This is a genomic window from Anaerococcus jeddahensis (assembly GCF_001182725.1).
GTDB lineage: Bacteria > Bacillota > Clostridia > Tissierellales > Peptoniphilaceae > Anaerococcus > Anaerococcus jeddahensis.
This window is the reverse complement of the sequence record NZ_CWHU01000005.1, coordinates 387,153-408,524: the sequence shown is the minus strand read 5'-3', so window position 1 is coordinate 408,524 and position 21,372 is coordinate 387,153. Positions and strand designations below refer to the sequence as shown.

Here is a 21,372-nt window from a genome sequence, read left to right as displayed (position 1 = left end):
ATTTCAACCTTTCTAGTGATTGTGTGAAGGTCTCGAAGGTCTCTTCTATAACCTTTATATATATACTAATTTTAATTTTATTACTATATAAAAGTTATATATATGACCTTCGAGACTTGCACAATGGCTAAATTTACACAAAGTCACTTTTTAATTTTAGTCCTTGAATCTTAATCCCGTCTCGTAGTTTCACCCTATTAAATCCATTAGATGAAATAGCAGAATAAAAATCAGTTGTAGATCTTACATATTCTCCAGTTCTTAAACAATAGGCTCTATATTCTTGATAGACTTCTCCAGACTTCTCTTCAAATGATGAATCAATCTCACAACACTCACTTAAGAAATGCTTGAACCAGTTATTTGATTCCTTATATTCATTGATGGCATCAGCCACTTTTTTAGGTAAGCTGAATTTAAAATCTTCATCAATAGCCTTTTTAGCGCCTTCGATTAACCACTTGAGAACTGCTCCCCCAGCCTTATCTACTAAATAATCAGTATAGTTTTTAATATCACTAGAACCCTCTATCTTTGCCTCAAAAGGAATTACAATAAGTCTCCTCCAAGTTCCTTCATCTAAAGCACCCACCTTTGGTAGGTGGTTAGTATATAGGACAAGGGTATGAGAAGGTATGAATTTAAATGGATCTCGATATTTTTTCTCTGCTACAATTTCATCTGTAGAACAAAGCTGTTTTACATTTGAAGTATTTAGCCTTAATCCTTCTTGAAGTTCAGCTGCAATTAAAAGTCTTTTACCTCTTGTTTCAGCAAGTTCTGGCTTAGCATTTCTTTTAGAATTTACTGTAAGAATATCTGCTGAGATTGACCCACTATATAGATTTAGAACTCTTGAGATAGTATTCCAAAAAGTAGACTTACCATTTCTACCATCGCCATAGGCTATAATTAGAGCCTCGATATAGACCTTTCCGATTAGAGAAATCCCTGCAACTTTCTGCACATATTCTATAAGTTCACTATCTTTTACAAAAAAAGTGTCTAGGGCATCAAGCCATATATCCATATTTTCATTACTAGGGTCTACAGAGGTTTCTTTGGTTATATAGTCATCTGCCTTATGGTCTCTGCATTCTCCAGTTTTCAAATTTACTGTAAATGACGGAGTGTTTAACAAGAATTCGTCTGTATCAAGTTCTCTTTGGTCTATTTCAAGCATGGGTTTTGATTCTTTTAAAGTTGCATGGATGGCTCTGGTGTCTCCTCGTTTTACAGCATATTTCTTATATGCTTCTAAGAATATGAGCTTATAGTATAGAGATTTCTGATTGTCATTAAAGGATGCCAAGGCTTTTTTCTCACTCATAGAAGACATTGCTTCTCTAACACCTGATTTCTTTATTTCTTCTTCCATTTTTAGAAACTCATTGTCTATTTCTTCTAGTTGTTTTAACACTAAATCTTGAGAATATCCTTGTGCTTTTAGTTCAGATTCCTCCCAATAAGAGTTGTTATAAACAAGAAAGCCTGTAGAAGGAGAAAATCGAATTCTGTCTTGGTATTCTCTAACAAAAACTTCTGCTTGCCCAATATCTGATAATTCAGAAGGCCTTAAATTTATGCCTTCAGTATATTCTTCAGGTGGAACATAATCTTCACTTGCCGCCACCTTTTTATAGAATTTGCAAGCAGACCTCCATATTTGTTCTAGTTCATCATCTGGAAGTGGTGGTGAGCAAAGACTAGCTTTTTTATCGAATAGTTCTCTCGCCTCATCTGTATTTCCATATCGAATTAGAACCCTACCTGCAAAATGGTTCATAGTTGAGTTTCTAGAGCCTTGCTGAATCAAGTCTTGAGAGTTGTCAAAATCCTCAAAGTCATCTTTTAGAATATCAGTTATATATTTCCTTCCCCTAACTATTTCAACAGCAGGATTCTTAACTCCAAAGAAAAATCTCGCCCCATCTAGAGCATTACCATCAAAGAAAGTATAAGTCTCTGCCAAGCTTTCTTTTATACCTACATATTCATCTAAATTTGTGACCTTAGGAATTGGAAAATATATGTGCATCCTCGGTCTTGCAGCTTTCCCATTTTTTTCTTTTCTATGGTTTCTGCTGTAAACTATGGCAAATTTAACTCCGTCAAATATTCTCTTTAAATCATTAGCCGAAATCCAATCATCTGGATTTTCTGAATGGTCGTTGTCAATATCCATGGGAATGCATTCTGACTCTATAAAATTATCATTGGACCTGTAGGAGTTTTTATACTTAGCCATTACATGGTCAAAACTTGCAGCTTTCTCAAAAGACCTTACATCAACTGCATTAACCTCATTTGGATAAATACAGTTTGACTCCACTCCTATTAAATTTGAGGTATATATTTTCAATTAGGATACCTCCTTTATATAGCGAATCTTCATTTTTCTCTTCTCAGCAATCTTTATTTCTTCTGACATTCCAGTGCTTATATAGTCACCAAAGACCCAGACTTCTTCACATTTTCCTAAAAGAACATAATTAAAATGCATGGCAAGTTTTCTCTCACTTTCATCACTCATAAATTGAGGAAATAAAAGATGTGGTGCTATGGGTATATTTCCTTTATCCAAAGCATAGCGAGAATAAGTTCTTGCCTTAATTACATTATTTTCAACATCTCCAGAAAATGAACTGCAGATATATACCAAGGGATAGTATCTCTTCTCTGCATTTTTAATTGCTTGATAAGGAGTGGGATTCTTGCACCCACTCCCGTTGTATAATTCTTTATTCATTAGGCTGCCTCCTTAATTTCAATTAAAGGAACATAACCTTCTGATTTTAAAAGATTGTAAATAAACAGTCTGCCTTTTTGAGTCCAGTAAGTGTGAATTTTTGTACCAATCTCTCCATTTTCTTTATTGAATGGATAAGTTTTTGTACAAGTATATCCTTCTTCAGCATAATCTTGATATAAAAGCCAAATATTGCCTTGCTTGAACTGAACCCCCAACTCATGAAGTTTCTTATTCATTTTTCTGGCAGACCAACCATAGTCTTTGGCAATTACTGTTATTGCTACAGCCTCTTTACAGGATAAGACAATATCGTAATAGGACGCCTTTGGTTTCATCTCTAAATTCTGTTGCTTTAGAATTAGCTTTTCTTGCCTTTCTCTTTTTAATTCTTCAAGTACTAAGATGAATAGATCTGGGTTGTCTAAAAGTTCATCTGTAGCATACATCCCATGTCCTCTAATACTTGGTAAAACTTCGCTTGTAACCCATCTTTTAAATTTTTTCGCTTGAGGTAATTTGCTAGATAGAATTAGACTATATAGACCAGATTCATTTATAACAGCTGTTTTAGTTTGTCCTTTAGGCACATTCCCATTTTGGGAATCTGCTAAGTCTAACATTATAAATTGTTTATCCTCTGTCTCAACATGATTTATAACTGCTTTGCTTGAGTTACTGTAACCAAGATTTTCAGCTATATCTTTACCTACAAACCATGGCTCTCCATTCATTACCATTGTTCTTATATCTTTAAATTCGCTATTTCTAAAAATTTCTATGTTCATAAATACCTCCTTAGTCTTTCTTATAAAATTCACTTTCAAATCCATCTGCATCGAGAATAAGTCCAGGTGCCCAGCTAGGAACTATGGACATGATTTCATTTATTTCTTCTATGCTTGATGAATCACTTTCTATTACAACTTCGTCATGGATATGCATGACGATATTAAATTCTTTTTTCTCAAGTCTCATCATAGTCTCAGCTAAAATATCTCTTGCGATGGCTTGAACTATGTTTTCTACAAATTTTCCACCATAGGATTCAATCTTGTCCCACTTGTTTCCTACTACGATTCCCTCATAGACAATTGATTCTCCACCAAATCGATTCATCCCGATTTTTGCTTTTGGATAAGCAAGTCTTCTTTTTGAAGGAAGTTCTATAAAAAGAATGCCTTTTTCATAGCTAATAACTAGGTTCTTGTATTCTTCTTTACTTCTAGTCTTTACAACTCTTTTTACGACAGAATCTATATCCCACCACAAGCTTACGATGTTAGGATTAGCCTCTCTCCAAGAATCGACTATTGATTGAAGTTCATCTTCAGATAAACCCATCTCAATTCCACCCATTGCTTTAAGAGCTCCCAATGCCCCTTGATAACCGCAGGCTAACGTCGCTATCTTTCCTTTTTGTCTAAGATGACCATTTACTCCATGCTTTTCAACTGGCACTCCAAACATCCTCGATGCTGTTCTGCAATAGATATCTTCTCCATTTTCAAAGGCATCCAGTACCCATTTTTCTCCTGCAAGCCATGCAAGGACACGGGCCTCTATTGCTGAAAAGTCAGAAATAATAAACCTGGTGCCTTCTTTTGCTATAAAGGCTGTCCTTATTAGTTGGGATAAAATATCAGAAGGAGATTCATAGAGAATTTCCATAGTTTCGAAATCTCTATTTTTTACAAGACTCCTTGCTAGTTCTAAATCTTTTAGATTGTTTCTTCTTAAGTTCTGAACTTGAATAAGCCTTCCTGAATACCTTCCAGTTCTATTTGCTCCATAAAATTGGATCAGACCTCTTACTCGATTGTCTATTCCTTTTACATTTTTCATAGCATCATATTTTCTAACTGAAGACTTAGATAATTCTTGTCTAAGTTCCAAGACTTCTTTAATATCACCTTCAGCGTTTTTAAGAGCAGACTCTACATCCTTTTTAGCTAAGGAATCTATCTCTAAACCTTTCTTATTTAACCATTCTTTAAGCTGTAAGGGAGAGTTTGGATTCTCAAGACCAGTTAATCCTATGGCTCTGTCCATATTTTCTTCTCGTAAAATTTCATCAAATTTAATAGCCGAATCAACTAAAATTTCATCAATTAAAATTCCTCTGTCGTTAATATTTTGGTCTATCCAGTAGTTTTCCCATTCTGATTGAGGAATAGGAAATGCTGATAGCTTTTTCTTAATAGCCATTTCTGTTTCCACATCTCTTTGGTTATATTCCTTAAAGGTAGACCACTTTTCTAAATCATGATGTGGTAAATTTCTTGTCCTCATACCATTGGTCTTAGTAGGTTTACATGGAATAGAAAAATATCTTATAAGAGCCTTGCCTTCATTCATCTTTTGCTTATCTAGTTTTAAAACCTCTCCGACTTTTTCAAGCGATAGAGGTAACCCTAGATAGGCTGACCAAATCATGGTGCAGTACCAGCCTTTTGGATTTAGCCTCTTACCTAAAAACCTAGATAGACACACCCTTTCAAAGTTTGCATTAAAGGCCCACTTTTCTATACTTTTATCACTAAGTGCTGATAATATTTCTTTAGGAATAATCTCTCCACTTGCTAAATCAATAACTTGTACTTTCTCATCATTTAATGAATATGCAAAGAGGAGGATTTCAAAATCCTCACTCTCGGCATATTTATATACACCACTTTTACCTAAATCAACTGAAGAATAGGTTTCAAGGTCTATTGATATTCTCTTCATAGTTATCACTTAATTCTTCTAATAGCCTTTTGCATTCCTTAACTTCACGTTTAATATCTTCTATACCAAATTGAATTTTTCTATATATTTCTCTAATTCTTGTGTTTGATTCTTTTAACTCAGCTTGAACATAACCAAACTTGTACCAAACAAATGCCCAAATTCCTAATATAGACGCTGTTATAAAATATTCCATTTCTACCTCCTATGCTAAGAAATCTTCGTCATCATCGTCCATAGCATCGAAGTCATCTGCTGCGTTAGACCTATTTCCTAGAGGTTGACCATCTCTTAGTTTTTGAATATTCCCTAGCCCAACCGCTACGCCTTTATTGCCATTTACATTGTAAGCATAGAAATTAAGAGATACTCTTGCATAAACTCCTGAGTAAACTTCACTTCTATCAAGAATAGGTTCTACGTTTCTATCTACAATTTGAGGTGCTGTCATAGAGTTAGCATTTAAGAAGTATGCATCAGCATATGCCTCATCATCTTTTTCTGTGTCACCATCTCTTAATGGAAGTTTGATAGCTTTCTTATTAGGTTTTTTTCCATTGAATTTAGAAAGTCCTTCATCAATGGCAGCATCTACTGCCTTTTCAATCTTCTCAATTGTCTTTTGGTCGCTCTTTGGGATAATGACAGATACTGAGTACCTTTCTTTACCACCATTGATTGACTTTGGTTCCCATACATTTGCATAGCTTAATCTAACTTCACCTGTAATTACTTTTGTTTTATTCATATTTGACATATTATTTACCTCCGAATTCTTCTTTAACATTGTCAAATTTTACTTCTTCTCGTGTGTCTCTAATGCTAACTAGGGTTAACTTTCCTTTTGGTTTTTCTAATAAGTCGCTGATATTTTCATCAAAGACTTTCTTACCTAGTAACTTAGTCATAGCTGTGATGCCAAGTAACTTTTCTTCAAAGGGATTGAATCCCAGTTCTTTTACTTTTTTTACGACTTCATCTTCATCTACGTATTTTCTATTTGACCTACCTTCGACAAGTTTTAGGCCCTTCCACCTATGGCCCTTCATTGCTCTTTCTAAAGCATAGGTTTTGATATCTTTGACCCATTGTTCCAGTTCGTCTAGTTTTGGTAGAATCTCTTCAATTTCATCATCCGATAGTTCTGGTGGTAGGGTAAATTCTTCTTGTGCTAGTTTTAGATTTTCTTCTGCTCTTTTCCTGCATTTATTCTTCGCTTTACAGAATATGCACCATTCTCCACAATAGAATTCCCCTTCTCCTTTATATGCTTTCTCAGCAATCTCTCGTACGGATTCTCCCCACTCATAAAGTTCTATCTTATTGATTTCATAAGTTGATATATTACACCTTCTTGGTTGATAGATATGAAGAATTACTTTCTCAATATCATAAATTCCATCAAAGAGAATTAGAGCACCAAGACCATATAACATGAGTTGTGTGTTTTCTTTAGCATCTACTAAAACTCCCTGACCATACTTTAGATCTATTACATGAAGTTCTTTTCCTCCAACAACTACACAGTCAGCTGTACCAAAAGACTCCTTAACATATTCTGATAGGTCAAGTCTTTCTTCCACAAAGACGGCTGGGCTTTCGTACCTACTTATTACTTCAGTTACATATGAAGCATATCCCTCAGTTAGCTCATCCATTTCTTCATCATAAAAATCTAAATCCTCTGTCGGGTCTTTAGTATCTAAACCTAATAACTTCTTTAGTTTATATTCTGCTAAGGCATGAGCTGAGGTACCTTCAAGTGCATAAGGACTAACCTCATCTTCATATTTTTGAGAGAGCCTAACGCTTGGCGGACAGTGAATCCATCTATTAGAAGATGATGCTGATAAAATAGCGTGAGCGCCCATTACAACTTCTCCACATCTGCTACCAAGTCTTTATAGTTACTTGGATCAATCTCAGATAATTTTTTAGCCCCATACTTTTCTAAGAGTTCTCTTATCTTTGCTGTATGACCTAATCTTGATTTGTCGGCTAGTATCTTTCTAACATCTTCAATCTCATAAATCTTTTCGTTCTGATTTACTTTTTCTTCCTTTTTAGGAACTTCCTCATCACTTTCTAAAGCTGTGAGAAGGACACCTATACTAGATGCAAGATTCTCTGCATCTTCTTTGATTTCCATTAGTAGCTTTATTCTTGACACTTTTTTCTCCTTTCTCGATTTCTCTAACATCCACTGAATCAACTGTCATACCAGGGTCTAATAGATAAATTTGTCTGTAATCTCCAAACAAAAATTTTATTAATCTGTTTGGAATTTTCCCGACTGCACCTTTAAGGACATTTGTTTTTTGTCCTTTCTCATTTGTTACATTGATGATTATTTTGTGCCTCATGTTTGCCTCCTTTCTGAAAGGGTCATCTCCCTTACAAATCACAGGCAAAGAAAAAGGACGAGTTTTTAACCTCGTCCTAAAATATTTAAAAATTATTTTTGATTGTTTCTTTTGCCTTATCCAAATGTTTCTTAACCGCAGCTGAAGATATGTTCATTAAATCTGCAATTTCTGACTGCTTGTATCCGTCTACATACATCAACTTGATTACTAATCGCTGTTTATCCGTTAATAAAGAAAGTATATCTTCCATATGCTCCGACCATTCAAATTTTTCATTCAAGTATTTAGATTTAATAGTTGCTATTAATCTTTTATCTGGATCAATATCCCCATCGTTATCGAAATCAAGAGATAAATTATAGTTTCTTGGGAATCTTTCCTCTACTTCTCCTTTTAACAAATCCTCATTAGGTTCATATCCATGACTCTTTTTAAAGTCGCTTATAAATTCTTGTTTCCACGCATCTATTTCAGCTTTCTCTTCTTTAGTTCGTTCAGGTCTTAGATTCTTGTTGTTATAGTAAACTTCACTGTCGTCTAAAGCATGTAGTTTTTTAATGTCTACTTCTGTTATCCCATCTTTTCCTGGCTTTAATTCCACTTTTGTTTCATCTGCAAACCTATAAACATACGTGGTTCTTTCGTACGCTCTAGTCTTTCTAATTTTCAAAATACTCCTCGCTTTCTTGCCTGATAGCAAGGAGCGAGAAATACAAATTTTACCTACAGTTTATGGAGCATAGTTGTCTTTCACCTAAAAAAGGCTATAAGAAACTAGAGGTACTCCATATACTTCTTTCAATATTGATTGAAATTAGTTTATATGTGTATCTCACGCCCTTATAGCTAATCAGGGTTGATATAATTTGTAATAAAAAAAGCCTAATTCATCCGTTAAGATAAATTAGGCCGTCTTGCAGCTCTTAAAAATTTATGCTGATTTTTTGTAACTCTTTATGTCGTACTCTGTTTTATCTATTCTTTTAACTAAGGTGATACATCCACCTCTAGCTAGTTGAATACTTTGTCCGACTTCAAGTCTAACTTTAATTTCTTGTTTTTTATAGATATTTTGTAATATCCCAGTTTCTGCTTCAATTTTACAAATAAGTTTATTATTTGCATCTTTTACTTCTTGAATTTCTTTAATAGGCATCTTCCTTTCTTTATATTTTAGCTTGTGATAGAATAACTTCTTCCTTATTGTTGATTTAATGGAACGCTCAACTTAAAAAAATATAGAAGTTATCTCGTTCCATCTATTCAACATAAATTATACCACAAGTGTTGATTGCGTGCAACACTTGTGGTATAATTTTATTACAAGGAGGAAGTTTTATGAAAGATACTTTGGGAAAGGTTATATCCAATAGACGTGAAGAACTAGGAATCTCTCAGCGTGAATTGGCAAAAAAAGTAAAAATTAGTAATTCTACAGTTTCAAGAATTGAAAACGACGATAAGATAACTCCAGATAATAACACTCTTAAGGCTATATCTGAAGTTCTACAAGTCGACTATAACTATCTGCTTGCCTTAAATAAGCAAATAGATGATGAACCAGAAATTCGTATTATTCAAAGAGCAGCAAGAAACATGGATCAAGGAAAAAAAGAAGAGATGTTAAAGGTATTAAAGAAGCATTTTGAAGAAGAATTCGGCGATGCAAATGGAGATATATAATAGTGAGGTATGCTCCAGATTATAAGATTTCCCTAGAGAAATCATATGAATTATTGGAAGATGCCGAAATCTCTGAAATTCCTATTGATTTAAATAAAATTATTGATTGCTTTAGCAATGAAATCAGTGTAAAAACTTACTCTGAATATATGAATTATGCTAACTGTTCTTTACAAGATGTGATTGATTTTTTCGATAGTGATTTAGGCGCTTGTAGTTATAGACCCGATACAAATAAGTATATTATTTATTATAATGACATAGATAAAACTGATAACTGGATTAGATTTACTATCGCTCATGAACTAGGGCATATTTTTATTGGTCATCACCAAATGTATGGTGTTGATGTTCTATCCAGAAAAGGTGTTGATAAACATAAATATGAAGAACTTGAAAAAGAAGCAAATAATTTTGCTAGGAATCTATTATCACCTGCCCCTCTTGCTGAACAAGTTGTTGTGTTTGAAAAAAAGAAAAATCCTAGCACACTATCTGATTTATTTAGCATAACTGTCCCAGCCGCTGAGGTTAGATTACAATATATTTCAAGAGACTTAAGAGATTTTTCTAATTCTATGCTTTCTTTCTTTAAAAACACATTTAATCCTCTCAGTATATATTGTCCTGAATGTGGTGTTGAACACGAAAAAGGAACAGACTATTGTGCTAATTGTGGTTCTAAATCTTTAGCTTTTGGATTTAAATATAAGCGTTTATCTGATAGTAACAATTCTATTAAGTATAGTACTTGTATTATATGTGGCCATAATAACTTTAACCGTCATGCAAAATTTTGTCCTATATGCGGGGTTCCTATATATAACTCTTGTTCTGATAACAAGGATCATGATGTTAAATTAACTGATTATTACTGCTCAACATGTGGAAGTCCCACTACAATGAAAGATTATATTAAAGAGATTACAGAAAAAAGAGGTGAAAGAGATATGCTTTATGAAGATGGTGTAGAATTTGATGAATCAACAATGAAAGTAAAAATTTGTCCTAAATGTAGAAACGAAGAATTTAGTGATGATGCATTATTTTGCAAAATATGTGGGACGAACTTATATAATGATTGCGAAGGAATTCATACTCAGAATTTTAATGGCTTTGATGATATTGGTGAAATACATCATAACCCAAGTAATGCCAGATACTGCGAAACATGTGGGGCTAAAACAAGATTTTTTATAGATGGAATCTTATGCGACCACAGTGAATACAATAAAGATTTTACTGATGATTCTAATTCAGGATTTGATTTTCCAAGTGATGATCAGATTCCTTTCTAACTAAAAGAACTAGCCTATTTATTTTTGGCTAGCTCTTTTTTTAATATATTTTATATATCTATTCTGTTCACTCTCCCTATAAATATCTATTCTGTCTACACACCCCTACGATTTTTACTATTGATATGTTCCCACAAGGTGTTTTTCTAATTGAAAAATGGCTTTTAAGATTTCTTCTAAAATCCTAAAAGCCATTGATTTCAGCACTTTTATAGCTTGTTATTCTATTTCCTTGACATCAACGCTATAGTCTCCACATGCCTTGACCTAGGAAATTGATCGAAGGCTTGGTAGTTTTTTATTTTGTAGCCGTTTTCTATGAAAATTTCTAAATCTCTTACTTGGGTTTTGGGATTACATGAGATGTAGATAAATTCTTCTGGTTCTAAGTCCATTATTTTTTTGATTGCTTTTGGATTTATGCCTTCTCTTGGTGGGTCTAGAACTACTATTTCGTATTTTCCTTTTACTTGATCGATTTTTTCTAAAACATCTCCTGCAATGAAGTCTATATTTTCGATTTGGTTTTCTTTTGCATTGTCGAAGGCTTTTTCTACTGCTTCTTCTACAATTTCAATTCCCATTGCTTTGTTTGCGGCTTTTGCAAATAGTTGGGTTATGGTTCCTGTTCCTGAATATAGATCTAAGACGTTTTTATTTTTATCTAGGCTCGATAATTCTATGGCTTTTTGGTAAATTTTTTCTGCTGTATAAACATTTGGTTGGAAAAATGAAAATGGGGAAATTTGAAATTTCAAATCGTTCATTTTTTCTTCTATGTATTTTTTTCCAAATAAAAGCTCCATTGAATCTACTTTTACTGCATCTGATAAACTGTCGTTTATTACATGATAAATTGAAACAATTCTTCCCTTGGTTTTTGCATTTAAAAGACCATTGGCAAATAAATCTCTTCTCATTGGATCAAAGGACTTATCTGAACTTGTCACAAGTATTACCATTATTTCTCCAGTATGCATAGCTTTTCTTATTATTAAATTTCTTAGAAGGCCTGTGTGAGATTTTTTATGGTAAAAACTTGCATTTCTTTTTCGAAAATATTCTTGTACAAATTTTCTAATTGATTCAAAATCACTATCTACAATATTACACCCATCTGTATCGACAATTTCATAAAATCTATTTTGCCTATGAAGTCCCAAAACAAGTGGTCCGTCCTTATAGGAGTCCCCAAAGGTATATTCCATTTTATTTCTGTATTCTTTGATTTTGGGGCTTCTAACAATGGATAAATCTGAAATATCTATGTGAGAATTTTTCAAAAGTTTTTTTATCATGTTATGCTTTAATAAAAGTTCTGTTTCATATCCCATTTTTTGGTAAGAGCATCCACCACAAATTCCTGCATGAGAGCAAAATTCTTTGGAATTTTCTATTTTTGATTCTTCCAAAACTTCCATAAATTTTCCTTTTTTATTTTTTCCCCTGTTTTTAGTGATTTTTACCCTTACTTTTTGTCCCAAAACTCCGCCCTTAAATTGGACTGTTTTTTCTTCATCAATTTTTCCTATAGAAATATTTGGGTAAGACATATCAATTATTTCTACATCTTTTATCGCTTTTTCTCTCATCTATTCTCCTCTATTCCAAAATCTTTCAACCAAGATTTTTAATTCTTTCTTATCTTTTACTTCTCTTATATTTGACCAATGTCTTGGATATAGTCTTCTGTACTTATCCCACAAAAACCTATCATCAACCAAATAAATTATTCCCCTGTCCTTTTCACCTCTTATTAACCTTCCAGCTGCTTGGAAAATTTTATTAAGGCCCGGATAGGTGTAGGAATAATCAAAACCGTTGTGGGATATTTGATCAAAATGATTTTTTATAAGGTTTCTCTCATCACTTACTCCTGGCATTCCAACCGAAATCACCATTGAGCCAATTAGCCTATCTCCTTTTAGGTCGACTCCTTCAGAAAATATTCCACCCAAAACCAAAAATGCAGTCTTTTGACTTTCATAGGTAAAATTTTGCAAAAATTTGTGCCTTTCTATTGGGGTCATAGATCTTTCTTGAACTAAAATATCATCATTATAATTTTCCTTGTAATATTCATAAACATCCGTTAGATAGGAAAATGAAGGGAAAAATATAAAATAATTTCCCTTTTTTGCACTGATAAATTCGTGAATTAAATCTGCTATATCCATCAAATTATTATTCCTGTCCTTATATCTTGTAGAAATTGGGCTTGCCAAAAGAGCAAAATTTTTCTTATCAAAGGGCAAATCTAAATGAACTTTCAAACTATCACAAGCTCCAAGCATTTTTCTGTAAAAATTCATTGGAGATAGGGTTGCTGAAAAAAATATACTTGACCTTGCAAGTTTATACTTTTCTTTTAAAACTTTCGAAGGATCAATACACTTAATTTCATAAATTTTTTCCATAGAATTTTCATCATAGGTCAAGGTTTGATAAAATCCCTCCATAAAATTATCAGAAATTTTTAAATGATGGTTTATTTCAAAAAACATATCTTCTATTTTATCATAATCTGCTCTTTTTTTATCCTTGATCAAAACTTTTTCCAATTTTTTTGATAAAGTCATAAGTTTTTTGTCAAAATCATCATTATTATCAGTCGAATAATAAAATAATTTTTTCCCATAATTTTTATACATCTTTTCAAATTCATCCAAAATTGAGTCAATTGATTTAATGATTTTTAAGTCCTTTTTTAAATCCATGGAACTTCTTAATTCTTTAAAATTAGAATCAACAAAAGTGTGAGAAAACATACTTCTTGACCTTTCCAAAAGATTATGAGCCTCATCAATTAAAAACAAATACTCATCAACATTTTCATCAAAAAATCTTCTCAAATAAACATTTGGATCGAAAACATAATTATAATCGCAAATTATAAGGTCAGAATAAAGGGCTATGTCAAGCTCAAATTCAAGGGGACAAAGCCTGTGTTTTTCTGAATAGGAAGTGATGATATCATAGTCCATTATGTCTTCATTTTCCAAAATATCTTTTAAACCATCATTAACCCTATCAAAATGCCCCCTTGCAAAAGGACAATCCTCGGGATTGCAGGAAATTTCATCATTTAAGCAAATTTTCTCCTTGCTTGTAATTGAAACAGCCTTAATCGATAGATTTTTTTCTTTCAACAAATACAAGGATTTTAAGGCTTCTTTTGCAGTTGTATTTTTTGAAGTAAGGTAGAAAATTTTATCAGTCAAGCCTTCTCCCAAAGATTTTACTCCAGGAAAAATCGTAGAAATTGTCTTTCCAGTTCCAGTCGGAGCATCAACAAAAAGTTTTTTCTTATCAAGAATTGCCCTATAAACAGCAACCGCCATTTTTCTTTGTCCTTTTCTGTAGCCATCGTAGGGAAAAGTCAAATTATTTGCACTGATATTTCTTTTTTCAAGATTTTGGGATAAAATTTTTGAGAAATTAATATATTCTTTTAATAAATTTATGTAAAATTCGTAAAGCTCGTCAAGACTTTTTTCCTTTTCAAAAGTTTTTGTCTTGTAATCATCTAATGAAACATAAGTAAGTCTTATAGTAATATTTTTCAAATCATTTTTTACACCATAAAAATACCCATAGCAAAAAGCCTGAGCCCAGTGTAGTTTATTTGAATCATCCAATTTGTCGAGATCTCTTGTGGTAGATTTTATTTCATCAATAATTATTTTGCCTTTCTTTTTTAAAAGACCATCAGCCCTACCCTCAACGTGAAATTCCATATCATCAATTTTAGTAATATTTTTTAAATAAAATTCAGCTTGGTAGTTTTTATCATAAGATTTTTGAATTTTTTGATGAGCTTTGATTCCTTCGACCATCCTATTATTGTCCCTAAAAGAATTATCAATATCCCCACTTCTCATAACAAATTCTATAAGTTTTCTAACAGAAGTTTTTATATGCATTTAATCACCTTAATTTATTATAACATTTTTAATATAATAATTTGAAATCAAAGGAAAATTTAAAAATAAAATTATGAAAATTATTAATATTAGAAGATTTTATTATATTGACATAAAAAATCTTCGCCCCCATCTCGGACGTAGTCGAGAGATATCTTGAGATCTCTCCGTGCAGTCGCTTCGCTCCTACTAAAACACTTTTGCTTCGCAAACTTCTCCGTGCTTATGAAAACTCATTTACTGCGTAAATTCTTCCGTGCTCTCGCACTAGTTTTCAGGATTTATAACCGAAATCAACGGTTATAAATCTGCACTAGTATTAGGGATGATTGTGCCAAATCAAGGCACAATCATCTAGTCAAGATGATACGTAGCATAGTTTTATTTTTATATAGTATTATTTGATTTTTCATAATTTTTTTTGATAAGAAATAAAAAAGCACAAAAAAATATCCCTCTCAGGATATTTTCTTGAGAGAGATATAATTTTTATTTAAAATAAATTATTTTCTTTTTGATTTGAAAAGTGCTGCTGATGCTGCTGCAAGTGTTGCTACAACGCCTGTAAGTCCTGCTACACCTGTTTGAACGTTGTTAGCTTTTTTAACTACAGTTTTAACTGTGCTTGCAACTTTTGTCTTTTTGGTGTCTTCTTTTCCTTCACCTTGTCCAGCTCCTGCACCTTTTTTGTCTTTTTCGCCTTGACCTTCACCAGCTCCTGCGCCTTTTTTGTCTTTTTCAGGTTTTTTGCCTTCTTCAGGTTTTTTACCTTCTTCAGGTTTTTTACCTTCTTCAGGTTTTTTACCTTCTTCAGGTTTTTTACCTTCTTCAGGTTTTTTGCCTTCTTCAGGTTTTTTGCCTTCTTCAGGTTTTTTACCTTCTTCAGGTTTTTTGCCTTCTTCAGGTTTTTTACCTTCTTCAGGTTTTTCAGGTTTTTTGCCTTCTTCAGGTTTTTTGCCTTCTTCAGGTTTTTTACCTTCTTCAGGTTTTTTGCCTTCTTCAGGTTTTTTACCTTCTTCAGGTTTTTTGCCTTCTTCAGGTTTTTTACCTTCTTCAGGTTTTTTGCCTTCTTCAGGTTTTTTGCCTTCTTTTTTAGCTTGTAAAGCTAACCACTCATCAATTGTTAATTTTCTTGTTTTTGAAGCTTCTTTTTCATTCCAATCATCTATTGTTGTTAGATTTTCTTTTGCCCATTCAAGACCAGCTTCTTTAGCTTGTTCTACATCGTAAGGAGTTGTAGCTTCATTAACTCTTTTTACGAATTCATTTTTATTGTTACCAAGTCCAGCTTTTTTAAGTTCAGCTAATGCTGAAGCTTTTGCATCTGCCAAAGGTTTTTTTGCAGCTTCTTCTTTTGCTTTTGCATCTGCTTCTTTTTTATTATAAGCATCTAAATTTAATAAACCGTCTTTTTCTGCTTGTTTAAGTACTTCTCCTTTAGCTTGTTCTAATGAATATAAATCTTGAGCAGCATCTATTTTATCATTATAATAAGCTAATTGAAATCCTTTTGCCTTAAGCTCAGCCTTAGCAGCTAATTTTGCTTTTCCTAAAGGTGTTTTAGCTAATTCTTTATCTTCTTTTGCTTTTGCAGCTAAAATTTCATTTGTTTTTTGCTCAATGTTATATACATTGTTAGAAGATGCTAGTACATCTTTTTGTTTATCAAATGGTACGCCAGCATCAGTTAATTTCTTTTTAGCTATTGCTTGTGCTTCACTAATTTTTTGTGCATCTGTTTTTCCAGGTGCATCATTTGTTCCAACTGATTGAGTAGCTTGTTTTGCTGGTGCTGCTTCTTCAGCTTTTGTAAAGTTAGGTGCAAGAACACCAACTGATAATGCTAGGGCTACAACTGAACCCAATACAAGTTTCTTATTATTTTTCATATTTTACTCCTTAATATTATTTTTATATTTACATTGTATATTGTTGTTGTGTTAAAGTCAAGTAATTATGTCTAAAATATACTTTTTTTGGAATATATTTATTAGAATTTTAATATAATTTCCAATAGATTTTTATATTATTTTGCTTATTTTGCAAATTTACCAATTAATATAAATATCTATATTCCTCTGCTAGCTCCGCCGCCTCCGGATGATCCTCCTCCACCGGAGAAACCTCCTCCAGAAAATCCGCCAAAGCCTCCGGAAAATCCTCCAAAAGATCCTCCTCCAAAGCCCCCGAATCCACCGCCGAAGCCTCCATATCCTCCGCTTCTAAAGCCTCCTTTTCCTGAGAAAAGTCTTGAGAATATGATAAAAATTATAAATATTATTATTAAAGTTCTTAAATCTATTTCATCGTCTTCATCTTCTCTTAGCCTTTTAGCATATTCGTCATAATCACCTGTCAATTCTACTTGGTATTCTTCAAGAATTTGAGAAACAATGGCATTGAAGCCTTCTGTAATTCCTTTGGAAAAATCACCCGCTCTCATATAATCTAGCATATATTCGTCGATAATTCTTCCAACCTTACCATCATTTAATCTTCCCTCTATTCCATAGCCTGTGATAATTGAAATATCTTTTTTATCTTGGCCTTTTCTTTGGGAGATTAAAATCAAAACTCCATTTTCTTTTTCCTTATCTCCAATTTTCCATTTATTTAAAAGATCGGTTCCAACTTGCATGGGTTGGTCTTCTACATCTTTTAGTGAAACATAGATTACTTGAGCTCCTGTTTTTTGCTCAAGTTCTTTGTTTACTTTTGTAAGATGGTCCTTGGTTTCTTGGTTTATTAAATTGAGTTCGTCGTAGTAGTAAGTCTTTGGTGATTCTGGCAAATCATCTGCGAAAGATCTTTGAGGTAGAAAAAGAAGAATAAAGGCAAATAAAATAGTTACTATTATATTCTTTCTTTTTCTCATAGTCTACCTAGCTACCAAAATTTACTTGTGGGGCATCTTGAGCTGACTGATCAGCTTCAAAATATTCTGCCTTATCAAATCCCATCATTGATGCAAAAATACTTGTAGGAAATGATTTAACTTTTGTATTGTAAGCCTTAACTTCTGAGTTATAATTTTTTCTTTCTACAGAAATTCTATTTTCAGTTCCAGCAAGCTCATCCATTAGTCGAGTAAATTGCGTATCTGCCTTTAAATCTGGATAGGCTTCAGCAACTACATTAATATTTCTTATAGCTTGAGACATTTGCTCATTTGCTTCAGCCAATTCTTTTGGGCCTTTTGCATTTTTTATTCCTGCTCTTGCATTTGTTACTTCTGTTAAAGTATCTTTTTCATGTTTTGAATATCCTTTTACAGTATTTACAAGATTTGGAATTAAGTCTGCTCTTCTTTGAACAACATTTTGCACTTGTGCGTATGATTCATCAAGTTGCTCTTTTTGTTTTACAAGTCCATTGTATGATGGAACCAAAATTATTATTGCTAGAGCAATTATTGCAACTATTGCAATAACAGTTCCACTTAGACCTTTTCTTTTTTTATTTATTTCCATTTAATCCTCCTAATTTTTTTTCTATTCTAATTATACCCATCTAAAAGGATTACTTTTCCACTTTCTAAAGATTTTTTAATATCTATGGTCCTTTGGTTTGACGAGCCCTTGAATTTTAATCTTAAATCCTTTAATTCTTCTACAAAAAGTCCATCAACCAAAACATCACACATTGACAAAAGATCTTTTGCATTTTCAATATTTACCAAAATTTCATATAAAAATCCAGAAAAAATCCAAATTGACTTGTCCGATTCTTTTTTGATTTTTTTTACGATTTGTATTAAATCTTCTGTAGATTCAAAAGGCTCTCCTCCCAAAATGGTGAGTCCCTCTATCTCATCTTTTTTTAAATATGAAATAATTTCTTGAGTTTGTTTATCTGTCCACAAATTTCCAAAATTTGGATTCATATATTCTTCATTAAAACAATTTTTGCAATTTGCATGACAGCCTGTGACAAAAAATGAAGTCCTAATCCCCGGACCATTTGCCACATCATATTTTCTAATTTGCCCGTATCTCATAAATCCTCCATAAAAAAAGTCTACTAATGTAGGCTCAGACTGTTGACAAACTCAATTTTCACCCATTTCGAGCGAACGTAGTGAGTCGAGAAATCTCATGAGATCTCTCCATGCGTTCGTTTCACTCACTTAGTCGAGATGGGTTTTAGCGTAATTTGTTTTTGAATTATTAATGAATTATTAAACTGACTTTGTCTACGCTCTGAGTCTATTAATGTAGACTTAGCTGTTATCAAAATAGATTCTGTAATTTATTAATTATTATAAATAAGATTACGATATGCCACATCTCGAGCGTAGTCGAGAGATCTCATGAGATCTCTCCACTCCTTTCAGTCGGTCGAGATGGGTTTAGGTTTATTTCAAAATAAAATCCATTTGAATTTAAACTTTATCTACAATCTAAGTAAACTACCGTAGACTTTTATTATATATGCAAAACTCTTGCTTTTATTTCTTTGGTTCTTCCTTCGTTCCAGAAATTTTCTCCCAAATATCCGCAAGTTCTTCTTACTACTGTAAGTTTTGATCTTTCTTTATTTCCACATTGTGGACAATACCATTGATTGTTGTCATTTAAAAGCATTTCTCCATCATAACCACATTCTGAGCAATAGTCAGATTTTGTATTAAATTCTGCATATTGGATATGGTCATAAATATATTCAACAATTGTTCCAAGAGCTTTTAAGTTATTTGCCATATTTGGAATTTCTACATAGGAAATACAACCACCTGATGACATATCTTGAAATTTTGATTCAAAATCAAATTTTTCAAAAGCAGAAATATTTTCTCTTACATCAACGTGGAAAGAATTTGTGTAATATCCCTTGTCAGTTACATCTTCAATCTCTCCAAATCTTTTTCTATCGATTGAAGCAAACCTATTTGTAAGATTTTCTGCTGGAGTTCCGTAAACTGCAAATTGAAGTCCGGTTTCTTTTATCCATTCTTCTTTTTTCTTATTTAATAAGTCCATTATTTTAAAGGCAAATTCTTTTCCTTCTTTACTTGTATGACTTACTCCTTTTACAAGTTTACATGCTTCATAAATTCCAATATATCCAATTGTAACTGTTGCGTAGGCATTTTTTAAAAGTGGTTCTATTCTTTGGTGAGGTTTAAGTCTTGCTATTGCTCCGTGTTGAAAATGGATTGGTGATGAGTCGCTTGTTACATCTTTTAGGTGCTCATATCTCAAAATCCCAACTCTTTTTACAAGATCCATTCTTTTATTTAAAATTTCAAAGAATTTTTCCTCATCATTTTTTGCAAGAATTCCAATTTGTGGAAGATTTATTGTACAAACTCCTATATTAAATCTGCCATCAAATTTATAATTCCCATTTTCATCCTTATATGGTGGCAAAAATGCCCTGCATCCCATTGGAGAAAAAACATTTCCCTCGTAATTTTCTCTCATTTTTTTGGCTGAGATATAATCTGGATACATTCTTTTAGCTGTACATTTTATAGATAATTCTGTAAGATAGTGATATTTGCTACCCTTTTTTACATTATTTTCATCCAAAACATAAATTAATTTTGGGAAAGCTGGTGTAACATAAACCCCTGCTTCGTTTTTTATTCCTTCAAGTCTTTGTTTTAAAATTTCTTCAATTATTCTTACGGTTTGGTCCAAGTATGGGTCGTTTTCATCTGTGTGCATAAACAAGGTAACAAAAGGCGCTTGACCGTTTGAGGTCATAAGAGTATTTATTTGGTATTGGATAGTTTGAATTCCAGATTCCAAATCTCTTTGGGTAAGTTTTTCAGCCATAGCCTTTATTTCTTCTTCACTTGATAAAATTTCTTTTGCCAATTTGTAATTTTTCTTGTAAGAAACTTCCAAATATTTTGAAAGACATGAAATATTTATAGATTGACCTCCGTATTGGTTTGAGGCAATTTGGGCAATAATTTGGGTCATAACATTACAAGCTACTTGGAAAGATTTAGGCGTTTCAATTGTCTTTCCGTTTATAACTGTTCCCTTATCGAGCATATCTTTCATATTTACCAAGCAACAATTAAAAATTGGTTGGATTAAATAATCAAGATCGTGGATATGGATTGCTCCATTTTCGTGAGCTTCTACAAGGTCTGCATCAATTAATTTTCTTTTTGCCAAATCTTTTGACACTTCTCCTGCTATCAAATCTCTTTGGGTTGAAGCAATCAATGGATTTTTATTGGAATTTTCATCCATTACATCAATGTTTGTTCTTTCAAGTAAACCTATTATGTCATCGTCTGTTGTATTTGCTGCTCTTTTGTAGGCTTGAACTGACCTATAAGCCTCGTATGATTTTGCTGTTGCAGGATTTTTCTTATCAATTAGTTTGTAATAAACTTGATCTTCAATTTGATAAATTGAAATTTCTCTTTTATCTTTGGCTCTGTCTTCTATTTCATTTGCAATTTCTTCTGCCTGATTTTCAATATAAACACCATTTGGTGAGTTCATAGCTTTTTCTATAGCTATTTTTATTTTATCTTTATCAAAATCTGCTTTTTGACCATTTCTTTTAACAACTTTAACCATATAGCACTCCTTTTTTAATACTCTTCTAGTATACCATATATAGATATATTAAAACAAGATAGTACTATATATTGTGTT

Annotated in this window: 20 protein-coding genes; 2 read left to right on the top strand and 18 right to left on the bottom strand. The window is 32.5% G+C overall.

All coding sequences use genetic code 11. The features are described from left to right. Positions 1-133 precede the first annotated feature (133 nt). From BN2087_RS05005 to BN2087_RS04955, 11 genes are all read right to left on the bottom strand, one after another. On the bottom strand, positions 134-2,362 hold the full coding sequence (locus tag BN2087_RS05005; protein WP_049690761.1) for a phage/plasmid primase, P4 family: 2,229 nt from the start codon (positions 2,360-2,362) through the stop codon (positions 134-136). After that, positions 2,363-2,749 (bottom strand): DUF7768 domain-containing protein, encoded by a 387-nt coding sequence (locus BN2087_RS05000; protein WP_049690760.1) that lies wholly within the window; start codon positions 2,747-2,749, stop codon positions 2,363-2,365. It lies immediately after the preceding gene. Next, complete coding sequence (locus BN2087_RS04995; protein ID WP_245190833.1) at positions 2,749-3,570, bottom strand: phage antirepressor; 822 nt, start codon at positions 3,568-3,570, stop codon at positions 2,749-2,751. Before BN2087_RS04995 ends, BN2087_RS05000 begins: the two co-directional genes overlap by 1 nt. Further along, entirely contained in the window at positions 3,548-5,479 is a 1,932-nt protein-coding gene (locus BN2087_RS04990; protein WP_049690758.1) for a DNA polymerase, read from the bottom strand. Before BN2087_RS04990 ends, BN2087_RS04995 begins: the two co-directional genes overlap by 23 nt. After that, positions 5,454-5,675, bottom strand: coding sequence for a hypothetical protein (locus BN2087_RS04985; protein ID WP_049690757.1), 222 nt, complete (start codon positions 5,673-5,675; stop codon positions 5,454-5,456). Before BN2087_RS04985 ends, BN2087_RS04990 begins: the two co-directional genes overlap by 26 nt. Positions 5,676-5,684: 9 nt before the next feature. Beyond that, entirely contained in the window at positions 5,685-6,236 is a 552-nt protein-coding gene (locus BN2087_RS04980; RefSeq protein ID WP_019125147.1) for a DUF2815 family protein, read from the bottom strand. Between the two features lies 1 nt (position 6,237). Next, positions 6,238-7,350: a DUF2800 domain-containing protein gene (locus BN2087_RS04975; RefSeq protein ID WP_049690756.1), complete on the bottom strand. Its 1,113-nt coding sequence runs from the start codon at positions 7,348-7,350 to the stop codon at positions 6,238-6,240. Then, positions 7,350-7,628 (bottom strand): hypothetical protein, encoded by a 279-nt coding sequence (locus tag BN2087_RS04970; RefSeq protein WP_209320244.1) that lies wholly within the window; start codon positions 7,626-7,628, stop codon positions 7,350-7,352. The genes BN2087_RS04975 and BN2087_RS04970 overlap by 1 nt, the downstream gene beginning before the upstream one ends. Further along, the gene (locus tag BN2087_RS04965; protein ID WP_049690754.1) at positions 7,591-7,842 is read right to left on the bottom strand and encodes a hypothetical protein; all 252 of its coding nucleotides are present in this window, start codon (positions 7,840-7,842) and stop codon (positions 7,591-7,593) included. Before BN2087_RS04965 ends, BN2087_RS04970 begins: the two co-directional genes overlap by 38 nt. An 85-nt stretch (positions 7,843-7,927) precedes the next feature. Further along, positions 7,928-8,515: an RNA polymerase sigma factor gene (locus tag BN2087_RS04960; protein ID WP_049690753.1), complete on the bottom strand. Its 588-nt coding sequence runs from the start codon at positions 8,513-8,515 to the stop codon at positions 7,928-7,930. Positions 8,516-8,776: 261 nt separating this feature from the next. Next, positions 8,777-9,001, bottom strand: a complete 225-nt coding sequence (locus BN2087_RS04955; RefSeq protein ID WP_049690752.1) for a hypothetical protein — start codon at positions 8,999-9,001, stop codon at positions 8,777-8,779. A 182-nt stretch (positions 9,002-9,183) separates the two neighbouring features. Between BN2087_RS04955 and BN2087_RS04950 the strand changes: the two genes are divergently transcribed. After that, positions 9,184-9,528 carry a helix-turn-helix domain-containing protein gene (locus BN2087_RS04950; RefSeq protein WP_049690751.1) on the top strand — a complete coding sequence of 115 codons (345 nt, stop codon included), beginning with the start codon at positions 9,184-9,186 and terminating at the stop codon, positions 9,526-9,528. Between the two features lie 2 nt (positions 9,529-9,530). Further along, positions 9,531-10,826, top strand: a complete 1,296-nt coding sequence (locus BN2087_RS04945) for an ImmA/IrrE family metallo-endopeptidase (protein ID WP_049690750.1) — start codon at positions 9,531-9,533, stop codon at positions 10,824-10,826. Positions 10,827-11,050: 224 nt separating this feature from the next. On the opposite strand, the gene rlmD is transcribed toward BN2087_RS04945, so the two are convergent. The 7 genes from rlmD to nrdD all read right to left on the bottom strand — a co-directional run bounded on the left by rlmD (position 11,051) and on the right by nrdD (position 21,294). Continuing rightward, positions 11,051-12,418 (bottom strand): 23S rRNA (uracil(1939)-C(5))-methyltransferase RlmD, encoded by a 1,368-nt coding sequence (gene rlmD / locus BN2087_RS04940; RefSeq protein ID WP_049690749.1) that lies wholly within the window; start codon positions 12,416-12,418, stop codon positions 11,051-11,053. Continuing rightward, on the bottom strand, positions 12,419-14,749 hold the full coding sequence (locus BN2087_RS04935; RefSeq protein WP_049690748.1) for an ATP-dependent DNA helicase: 2,331 nt from the start codon (positions 14,747-14,749) through the stop codon (positions 12,419-12,421). A gap of 503 nt (positions 14,750-15,252) precedes the next feature. Next, on the bottom strand, positions 15,253-16,638 hold the full coding sequence (locus BN2087_RS09190; protein WP_049690747.1) for an albumin-binding GA domain-containing protein: 1,386 nt from the start codon (positions 16,636-16,638) through the stop codon (positions 15,253-15,255). Positions 16,639-16,817: 179 nt separating this feature from the next. Then, positions 16,818-17,624 (bottom strand): TPM domain-containing protein, encoded by an 807-nt coding sequence (locus BN2087_RS04925; protein ID WP_049690746.1) that lies wholly within the window; start codon positions 17,622-17,624, stop codon positions 16,818-16,820. A gap of 7 nt (positions 17,625-17,631) precedes the next feature. After that, positions 17,632-18,219 carry a LemA family protein gene (locus BN2087_RS04920; protein ID WP_049690745.1) on the bottom strand — a complete coding sequence of 196 codons (588 nt, stop codon included), beginning with the start codon at positions 18,217-18,219 and terminating at the stop codon, positions 17,632-17,634. A 26-nt stretch (positions 18,220-18,245) separates the two neighbouring features. Further along, positions 18,246-18,746: an anaerobic ribonucleoside-triphosphate reductase activating protein gene (gene nrdG / locus BN2087_RS04915; RefSeq protein ID WP_049690744.1), complete on the bottom strand. Its 501-nt coding sequence runs from the start codon at positions 18,744-18,746 to the stop codon at positions 18,246-18,248. A gap of 427 nt (positions 18,747-19,173) precedes the next feature. Then, the gene (gene nrdD / locus BN2087_RS04910; protein WP_049690743.1) at positions 19,174-21,294 is read right to left on the bottom strand and encodes an anaerobic ribonucleoside-triphosphate reductase; all 2,121 of its coding nucleotides are present in this window, start codon (positions 21,292-21,294) and stop codon (positions 19,174-19,176) included. Positions 21,295-21,372 lie beyond the last annotated feature (78 nt).